Genomic DNA, 8,596 nt, shown 5'->3' with positions numbered 1-8,596 from the left:
GTGGACGCGGCGGCGCAACAGACGAATGCGCATCGTCGCGGACGGCGAAGTCGTGGCGTCCTGATATCTCGACGCTGGTATCAACTCGCGACAATGCTTCGCATTGCGCGGGGATGGTGGCAAGAAAGCCCGATCACCAGGGAGACCACGAAGTAAGCCGTAAAACCACTCGCGCAGGGAATGCCGGAACGTATCCGGCGAACCTGTAGCAAACGCTTGCGTGTTTTTCTTTCACGCAAGTCTATGGGGGCGCAGGCCGCGCCCGGCATTCCCTGTCCCCTCTGATGTTCAGGGGGCGGTGTCACCGGCAACAACCCGGGTGCGATCGCGCCGCGGGATGTTTAGGTGTGTCTGGAAGCTGTCGTTCCGGGGCGATGCGCAGCATCGAGCCCGGAACCCATTTTGCCGTACGATTGCTGGGAGAAATGGATTCCGGGTCTGCGCCTCCGGCGCATCCCGGAATGACGGAAGAGCGGGCCGCGCTGCGTGCCCCGGAATGACAGACGCCTTGAGGATGCGAGAGTCACGCCCCCTGGCGGGCGCGGGAAGCGTGGGCCTGCAGCGCGCGGATGCGTTCGGCAAGCGTGCCGCCGCCTTCGCCCGCCGTGCCGTGGGATGCCGTGCCGTTCACTGTGCCATTGGCGGGCCTGGCAGGCTCGGCGGCGAGCAAGGCCTCGATCGGCGAGTTCGGTCCCTCGAGCTGGATCGCGAGCTTTGCCACCTCGGCAGCGATGTCGTTGATGCGCTCGCGCAACAGCGCGTTCTCCATGCGCTCGGTCTGCCAGGAGCTCTCCGCCTGCTGCTGGATCGCGTTGATGTCGCGTTGCAGTTTGGCGCGCTCGTCGCGCGCGACGCGAAGCTGTTCCTCGGCCGCGGCCTTCTCCGCCTTCAGCTTGTCGAGCGCCGGCCACGCGCCGGAATTGGTCAGCGCGATCTCGTCGCTCAATTCCTTGATGGTGCGGTCGGAGGCATCCCTGGTCTGGCGCAGCTGGTTGACCTCATATTCGCGCTCGGCGAGCAGCTTGCCTTGCTGGGCGAGCCGTCCCTCCAGATCGTTGACGCGGTTGCCGAGCAATTCGGCTTCCTTGACCTGGACGATCAGCTGGCGATCGAGATCGTTGACGCGCTGGCTGAGATTCTCGACCCGGCCGCGCGCCTCGGAAAGCTCGCGGCTCACGCTCTCCGACGTATTGCGCTCCTGCTCCAGCCGCGTCTGTGTCGCGGCGTATTCCTTCTCGGCGTCGCCGACACGGCTCCTGAGCGCATCGATCTGGGTGTTAACGGCGACGAGCTCGACCTTGCGGGTCTCGGCCATGACGGTGCGGTCGTTCAATTCGGAATTGATCCTGCCGAGTTCGCCCTGCTTGTCGGTCAGCGCCTTCTCGGCCTGGCGCAGTGTCTCGGTCCTGGCGGCGAATTCCTCTTCGGTGGCGCGAAGCTGTTCCTTCACCGCCTTCTCGCGCGCTTCCAGCGCAAAGATCGTCGCGTTCTTCTCGCCGAGCTCGAGCTTCATGCGGTTGATCGCGTCGGTCTTCTTGCCGAGTTCGGCGAGCTGACTCGTGGTCTTGTGCTTGAGCTGGTCGACGTTCATCTCGAGCCGGCGCGCCGACATCGCGAATTCCGCGCGCAACTGGTCCTTGTCGGCCTGGATCTCCGCCATCGACAGCGGGGTTGCCGCTTCGAGCCGCCGCGTGGTCAGCCGCACCGCGCGGTTATGCACCAGCGGCAGGATGGTCAGACCGAGCAGCATCGCGACCAGAAAGCCGATCGCCAGATACATGGCCGACTCGACCATAAGACCTCCACTCAGCGTTAATTAACAATGCCACGGCGCACGGGGTGAAAGCCAGCACCAAGCATCGCGAAGTTCGAAACGGCGGCGAAAAATGCTGCGAACTTCGGAATCGGGACACTAATGGTCCGATTCTAACATTCGCATCCCTTCGCAGCGAGGCACTTTTGCGAATGTTAGAATCAAAGGACCACTAGCAAATATATGTTTCTAGTGGAGTTTAGGATTGACATTCGCTTTCCGAATTTGCGGCTAGGTGGGTAGCGAATGTCAAATCCACTCCACTAGGTGTTCCGATTTTGAAACCCGCCCCGATTCAGGCGGTGAACTCAGAACGGATTCCAGGTCGCGCGCGGCGTATACTTGAGATAGCCGATACTGGCTCCCAACCTTAAGCCGATGCCCGAGCGAATCGGCACCAGCACGATGTTGTTGGCGGTCAAAGCCGTCATGCCGAAGCCGCCGATGATGTAGGCCGAACCATCGATGCCGGCGAAGCGCTGATAGATCGCGGCGGTGGCCGGCAGGTTATAGACCAGCGTCATGGCGCGTGCGCCGTCGCCGCCCCAGTCGAATCCGACCGAGGGGCCCTGCCAGTAAACCTTCAGGTCGCCGGCGTTCTTGGTATAGAGCGTGCCTTCGCCGTAGCGCAGGCCCGCGACAAACGCGCCCGATCCTTCCTCGCCGAGGATGTAGCCGTTCGGCAGGCCCCATTGGCTGACCGCACGCTCGATCACCGAGGCGAGGCCCCGCGAAACGTTGCCGAAAAACTTGTGACCGGCGCCGACCAGTTCCTCGGGCCCGTAATTGTTCGGGCCGGGCTGGCGCTGTGGTGGTGGCAGCTGTTGCGGCGGCGGCGCGTCCGGCGGCGGCGCGGCCTGCTGCGCGGAAACCGGCACGGCCCAGCACATCAGCGCAGTGAGGGTCATCGCGACAAAGCGAAGTGCGAAGGTCATTAAAAGTTCCCCTGGGTACCGAATCCGGCTGATGTCCTTAACCTGATGCTGACCACCATGAACTAAGGCTGAACCGGTATCCCGACTCGGATGTTATCAGGTTCAACTATGACGCCAGAACGGCAGGAAGCAAACCGGATCGCGGCCAGACCGCATTTCCGGCCCCAAATCGCCCTGATCGCGCTCGCCCTTGTGGCGGCCTTGTGGCCGGCGGCGGAGCCGGCAGGTTCCGGGTCGGCCCTTGCGGCGACGACCGAGCGCGTGGTCACCAACCGTTACAGCGGACTGGCCATCGAGGGGTTCGATCCCCTGGCTTATTTCGTCGACCACCGTCCCGAGATGGGCTCTCCGGATTTTGAGGCCGCGCAGGGCGGTGCGGTCTGGCGATTCACCAACGAGGGCAATCGCGCTTCCTTTGTCGCGCATCCCGACGTCTATGGCCCGCAGTTCGGCGGCTACGACCCGGTCGATCTGGCGCGCGGGGTGACGGTGGGTGGAAGCCCGATGTTCTGGCTCGTCGCCGGCGATCGCCTTTATCTGTTCGGCCGCGAGGAAACCCGCGACGCGTTCGCCGCCAATCCGGCTCCTTACGCGAAGGAAGCGACGGCGCGCTGGCCCTCGCTCGAGGAACAGCTGGCGCAGTAATTCCTTCTCTCTATAGCAGTCGCTTATGATTGCGACGGTCGCTTTCTTATCCCTCCCCCTTGCGGGGTCCGAGGCGAGCATAGCTCGCTCTCGAGGTCGGCGAGCGAAAGCGAGCCGGGGTGGGGGTTTTCAAGAAAGTACGATCAATGCGATTGTCGATGACGGCTTTACCCCCACCCGACCGTCGCTTCGCGCCGGCCACCCTCCCCGCGCTTCGCGGGGGAGGGATAAGAAGGAAACTCAGGCCGCCCCCGGATCGCCCCAGGCAATAAAGGCCGGGATGATGAAATCGGACCGTCCCTCGCCGAATCGCACGTCGCCGCCGGTCGGGTCCGTCACCTTTCCGCCGGCGGCCGTGACCAGCGCATGTCCCGCGGCGACATCCCATTCGCTGGTGGGCCCAAGCCGCGGATAGATATCGACTGCGCCTTCCGCGACCCTGGCGAATTTGACGGCTGATCCCAGCGTCTGCCTGACCGCGCCGGGTCTCTTCTCGATAAAGGCATTGGTCGCGGCATCGCCGTGCGAACGGCTCACCGCCGCGACCCAAGGCTGGCCGGCGCGGGGGAACGAACGGGTGCGGATCGGCTCAGCGGCGCCAAGCCGTCCCCTGGTCGAAAGCCTCTCGGCGCCCTGGCCGACCAGGCCGCGCCAGATCAGGCCGAGCGCGGGTGCGCCGACAATGCCGAGCAGCGGCGTGCCATTCCTCACCAGCGCAATATTGACCGTGAACTCATCGCGGCCGGCCACGAACTCCTTGGTGCCGTCGAGCGGGTCGATCAGGAAGAAGACGGGCGGGCAGCCTGCGGGCGCTGAGGCAATCCGCTCCTCGGACAGCGTCGGAATCTCCGGCGCGAGGCGGGCAAGACCATCGGCAATGATGCGGTCGGCGGCCAGATCCGCTTCCGTCACCGGGGAGCCGTCGGTCTTGCCGTCGACGCGCATCCGCGTCCGGTCGACGGCAAGGATCGCCGATCCGGCGTGAGCAACGAGCTCGGTCAGCGGCGCCATCAGCTGTGCCACGGCGCCGTGATCGATCGGGGACGGTGAAACCCCCCGGTTGGTTGGCTCGCCCATCAAAAGCCCAAAACTCCTGCGTAACAGATCAATGCATCGGGTAACCGCGCCCTGCACCGATTGCAAGGAAAGAGCGGAGGATCGCGGTCCGGTCCGGTGCGTGCTGGCAGTGCGCAGCTTCGCAGTGTATCAAGCCTGCCAGTCTTTCATGATTCGTTTGGCAACCGCTGACATCGATTCTCAGCCCGATTCTCAGGAACGCTCAATGTCTGGTGCCCCCGGTCCCGCCCCCGATAGCCTCGAACTCGCGGCGCTGCTGTGCTCGCGGGTATGCCACGATCTCATCAGCCCGGTAGGCGCGATCGTCAACGGGCTCGAAGTCCTCGACGACAATCCGAAGCCCGAAGACAAGGAATTCGCCCTCGATCTGATCCGCAAGAGCGCGAAGACCGCTTCCGCCCGCCTGCAGTTCTGCCGTCTCGCGTTTGGCGCGGCCGGATCGGCCGGCGCCCAGATCGATCTCGGTGACGCGCAGGCGATGGCGCGCGGCCATATCGAGGATGGCAAGACCACGATCACCTGGAACCTGCCGCGTCTCTTGCTGCCGAAGAACCGGGTCAAGCTCCTGCTCAACATGCTGGTGATCGCCCAGCAGACCATTCCGCGCGGCGGCGTGCTCACGGTCGATCCGCTCGGCGAGGGCGAGACGATGAGCTTTCGCGTCACGGCGAACGGGCTGAACGCGCGCCTGCCGCAGAATATTGCCGATGTCTTGAGTTCCCCGGACCTCGCGGCGACCGACGCCCATTCGGTGCAGCCTTATTATACGCGCCTTTTGGCGCAGGCCTGCGGATTGGCCGTCCGCCTTGCCGCGGAAGGCGAGGCCATGGTGGTGAAGGCCGCCTGAACGCCGCGTGCGGCTGAAAGTCGAGTGATTTCAGCGTGCTTGGGCGGGCGGCAGCCGGCCTGGTGAGCCGCCGTTTTCCGCGGGCGAGACCGTTAGCAAAAGGTAAACGGGCGACCCCGGTATCTTGCGGGGGCAGCTTATCTATTTGTTGAGCCCGTTCTTTTCCATTTGCTCAACCAAACTTAAACGGTTTGCAGAGAAGCTGGCCACTCTCGGAAAGTGCGTTGATCGCACGCCTAGGGGTGAAGGCCGGATTTCATGGATGATCTTTTGAGAGAGTTTCTGACGGAGACCAGCGAAAGCCTGGATACCGTAGACAATCAGCTGGTGAAGTTTGAGCAGGAGCCGAACAACGCCAAGATTTTAGATAACATCTTTCGTCTTGTTCACACCATCAAGGGAACTTGCGGTTTCCTCGGCCTGCCGCGGCTGGAAGCGCTCGCCCATGCCGGCGAAACCCTGATGGGGAAATTCCGGGATGGCATGCCGGTCACTGCGGAAGCGGTGACGCTGATCCTGAGCAGTATCGACCGCATCAAGGAAATCCTTGGCGGGCTGGAAGCGACCGAAGCCGAGCCCGAGGGCAACGATCAGGACCTGATCGTCCAGCTTCACGACATGGTCGAACGCGGCATGGCCGCGATGGAAGCTGCTCCCGTGGCAGTTGCATCCGCGCCGGCGCCGGCTCCGGAGAAGCCGAGCACCTCAGGCTCGCTGACTTTCCAGATACTGGAGCGTGAGCTGCGCCCCGGCGAAGTTTCGCTCGACGATCTCGAGCGCGCTTTCCGCGAGACGGAGACCGAGGTTGCGAAGCCTGCGGCAAAAGTCGCGCCGCCGAAAGCCGAAGTCAGCGCCCCGCCGCCTGCCAAGGCCGAAGCGGGACCGCCTGCCGCGCCCGAGAAAGCGTCGAAGTCGGCGGCCAAGAAAGCCAAGACCGTGGTCGAAGCGGACGCCAGCGAAGCCGACCGCGTCGCCAACCAGTCGATCCGCGTCAATGTCGACACGCTCGAACACCTGATGACCATGGTGTCCGAACTCGTGCTGACACGTAACCAGCTGCTGGAAATCTCCCGGCGCAACGAGGACACCGAATTCAAGGTGCCCTTGCAGCGGCTGTCGAATGTCACGGCCGAGCTGCAGGAAGGCGTCATGAAGACGCGGATGCAGCCGATCGGCAATGCCTGGCAGAAGCTGCCGCGCATCGTCCGCGACCTCTCGGGCGAATTGCACAAGCAGATCGAGCTCGAGATGCACGGCGCCGACACTGAACTCGACCGCCAGGTCCTCGACCTGATCAAGGATCCGCTGACCCATATGGTCCGCAATTCGGCCGATCACGGACTTGAGACGCCGGCCGACCGCGCCGCCGCCGGCAAGCCGGAGACCGGCACGATCCGCCTTTCCGCCTATCACGAAGGCGGCCACATCATCATCTGCATCGCCGACAACGGCCGCGGTCTCAATACCGAGCGAATCAAGGCCAAGGCGCTCCAGAACAACCTCGTCACCGAGGCTGAACTGGAGAAGATGACGGAAGCGCAGATCCACAAGTTCATCTTCGCGCCGGGCTTCTCGACGGCGGCAGCCGTCACCAGCGTGTCGGGCCGCGGCGTCGGCATGGACGTGGTGCGCACCAATATCGACCAGATCGGCGGCACCATCGACATCAAGTCGGTGGCCGGCGAAGGCTCGTCGGTCACCATCAAGATCCCGCTGACGCTCGCGATCGTCTCGGCACTGATCGTCGAAGCCGGCGGCGACCGCTTTGCCATCCCGCAGCTCTCGGTGGTCGAACTGGTCCGCGCGCGCGCCAACTCCGAACACCGCATCGAGCGGATCAAGGACACCGCGGTGCTTCGTCTGCGCAACAAGCTGTTGCCGCTGATGCATCTGAAGAAGCTGCTCAAGATCGACGACGGCTCTTCCGCCGATCCGGAAAACGGCTTCATCGTCGTGACGCAGGTCGGCAGCCAGACCTTCGGCATCGTGGTCGACGGTGTGTTCCACACCGAGGAAATCGTGGTCAAGCCGATGTCGACCAAGCTGCGTCACATCGACATGTTCTCCGGCAACACAATCCTGGGCGATGGCGCCGTGATCATGATCATCGACCCGAACGGGATCGCCAAGGCGTTGGGCGCCTCCGGCCATGCCAACCACGAGATCGCCGACGAAAATGCCGCGCAGCGTGCGGCCGGCGCCGAGCAGATGACGTCGCTGCTCGTGTTCCGTGCGGGCTCCGATCAGCCCAAGGCGGTGCCGCTTGGTCTTGTCACGCGTCTGGAAGAAATCGCCGCCGAAAAGATCGAGCTCTCCAACGGCCGCTCGATGGTGCAATACCGCGAGCAGTTGATGCCGCTCGTGCAGATGAGCGGCGTGAACATCCGCACCTCCGGCTCGCAGCCGATCCTGGTATTTGCCGACGACGGCCGTTCGATGGGTCTCGTGGTCGACGAGATCATCGACATCGTCGAAGAGCGCCTCAACATCGAGGTGGCTGGATCGAGCGACGGCATTCTCGGCTCTGCCGTGATCAAGGGACAGGCCACCGAAGTGATCGACGTCGGCCATTTCCTGCCGATGGCGTTCGCCGACTGGTTCTCGCGCAAGGAAATGCGCCCGTCGATGTCCGCGCAGTCGGTGCTCCTGGTCGACGACTCCGCGTTCTTCCGCAACATGCTGGCGCCGGTACTGAAGGCCGCGGGCTACAAGGTCCGCGTCGCGCCGAGTGCGCAGGAAGGCCTCGCGGCGCTCCGTTCGGGCCACACCTTCGACGTGGTGCTGACCGATATCGAGATGCCCGAGATGAACGGTTTCGAATTCGCCGAAACCATCCGCTCGGACGCGCACCTCGCTTCGATGCCGATCATAGCGCTGTCGTCGCTGGTGTCGCCGGCAGCGATCGAGCGCGGACGCCAGGCGGGCTTCTACGACTACGTCGCGAAGTTTGACCGTCCGGGACTGATCGCGGCGCTCAAGGAACAGACCGCCGAGATGAACCGGCAGGCGGCATAAGGATCAGAGCATGAGCAGCAAAACCGAAACCGCCGAAGGCGCCGTTGCCGAATACGTTACCGCCATGATCGGCGGCCAGTTGTTCGGCCTGCCGATCTCAAGAGTGCAAGACGTCTTCATGCCGGAACGCGTGACCCGCGTTCCGCTGGCCTCGCGGGAAATCGCCGGCGTTCTCAACCTGCGTGGCCGCATCGTCACTGTGATCGATATGCGGGCTCGTCTCGGCTTGCCGAAAAACGACGACGGCAAGCCGCCAATGGCGGT

Annotated in this window: 8 protein-coding genes; 5 read left to right on the top strand and 3 right to left on the bottom strand. The window is 63.8% G+C overall.

Going from position 1 to position 8,596, the window contains the following annotated elements:
- On the top strand, positions 1–209 hold a 209-nt coding region (locus M6D32_RS12495), incomplete at its 5' end, for a hypothetical protein (protein ID WP_298256503.1).
- Between the two features lie 314 nt (positions 210–523).
- Here M6D32_RS12495 and M6D32_RS12490 read toward each other — a convergent pair.
- Entirely contained in the window at positions 524–1,795 is a 1,272-nt protein-coding gene (locus M6D32_RS12490; protein WP_298256501.1) for a hypothetical protein, read from the bottom strand.
- A gap of 326 nt (positions 1,796–2,121) precedes the next feature.
- The gene (locus tag M6D32_RS12485) at positions 2,122–2,748 is read right to left on the bottom strand and encodes a DUF1134 domain-containing protein (RefSeq protein WP_298256499.1); all 627 of its coding nucleotides are present in this window, start codon (positions 2,746–2,748) and stop codon (positions 2,122–2,124) included.
- A 108-nt stretch (positions 2,749–2,856) separates the two neighbouring features.
- On the opposite strand from M6D32_RS12485, the gene M6D32_RS12480 reads away from it, so the two are divergent.
- Positions 2,857–3,393: a YHS domain-containing (seleno)protein gene (locus M6D32_RS12480; protein ID WP_298256497.1), complete on the top strand. Its 537-nt coding sequence runs from the start codon at positions 2,857–2,859 to the stop codon at positions 3,391–3,393.
- Between the two features lie 240 nt (positions 3,394–3,633).
- On the opposite strand, the gene cysQ is transcribed toward M6D32_RS12480, so the two are convergent.
- Positions 3,634–4,470, bottom strand: a complete 837-nt coding sequence (cysQ, locus tag M6D32_RS12475) for a 3'(2'),5'-bisphosphate nucleotidase CysQ (RefSeq protein WP_298256495.1) — start codon at positions 4,468–4,470, stop codon at positions 3,634–3,636.
- Positions 4,471–4,675: 205 nt separating this feature from the next.
- On the opposite strand from cysQ, the gene chpT reads away from it, so the two are divergent.
- The 3 genes from chpT to M6D32_RS12460 form a co-directional block, all read left to right on the top strand.
- Positions 4,676–5,317, top strand: a complete 642-nt coding sequence (gene chpT, locus M6D32_RS12470) for a histidine phosphotransferase ChpT (RefSeq protein ID WP_298256493.1) — start codon at positions 4,676–4,678, stop codon at positions 5,315–5,317.
- 258 nt (positions 5,318–5,575) lie between these two features.
- Positions 5,576–8,332, top strand: a complete 2,757-nt coding sequence (locus tag M6D32_RS12465; protein ID WP_298256491.1) for a hybrid sensor histidine kinase/response regulator — start codon at positions 5,576–5,578, stop codon at positions 8,330–8,332.
- 10 nt (positions 8,333–8,342) lie between these two features.
- The coding region (locus M6D32_RS12460; RefSeq protein WP_298256489.1) for a chemotaxis protein CheW at positions 8,343–8,596 on the top strand (254 nt) is incomplete at its 3' end.

Origin of the sequence: Bradyrhizobium sp. (assembly GCF_027307225.1) — a bacterium.
Classification (GTDB): Bacteria; Pseudomonadota; Alphaproteobacteria; order Rhizobiales; family Xanthobacteraceae; genus Bradyrhizobium.
Note: the sequence above shows the minus strand (reverse complement) of the source record. Positions and strands in the feature narration are given on the sequence as shown.

Excerpts from the sequence above, each read along its gene's own strand:
- M6D32_RS12485 (WP_298256499.1), bottom strand. The coding sequence starts at position 2,748 with ATGACCTTCGCACTTCGCTTTGTCGCGATGACCCTCACTGCGCTGATG.
- cysQ (WP_298256495.1), bottom strand. The coding sequence starts at position 4,470 with ATGGGCGAGCCAACCAACCGGGGGGTTTCACCGTCCCCGATCGATCAC.
- chpT (WP_298256493.1), top strand. The coding sequence starts at position 4,676 with ATGTCTGGTGCCCCCGGTCCCGCCCCCGATAGCCTCGAACTCGCGGCG.
- M6D32_RS12490 (WP_298256501.1), bottom strand. The coding sequence starts at position 1,795 with ATGGTCGAGTCGGCCATGTATCTGGCGATCGGCTTTCTGGTCGCGATG.
- M6D32_RS12465 (WP_298256491.1), top strand. The coding sequence starts at position 5,576 with ATGGATGATCTTTTGAGAGAGTTTCTGACGGAGACCAGCGAAAGCCTG.
- M6D32_RS12480 (WP_298256497.1), top strand. The coding sequence starts at position 2,857 with ATGACGCCAGAACGGCAGGAAGCAAACCGGATCGCGGCCAGACCGCAT.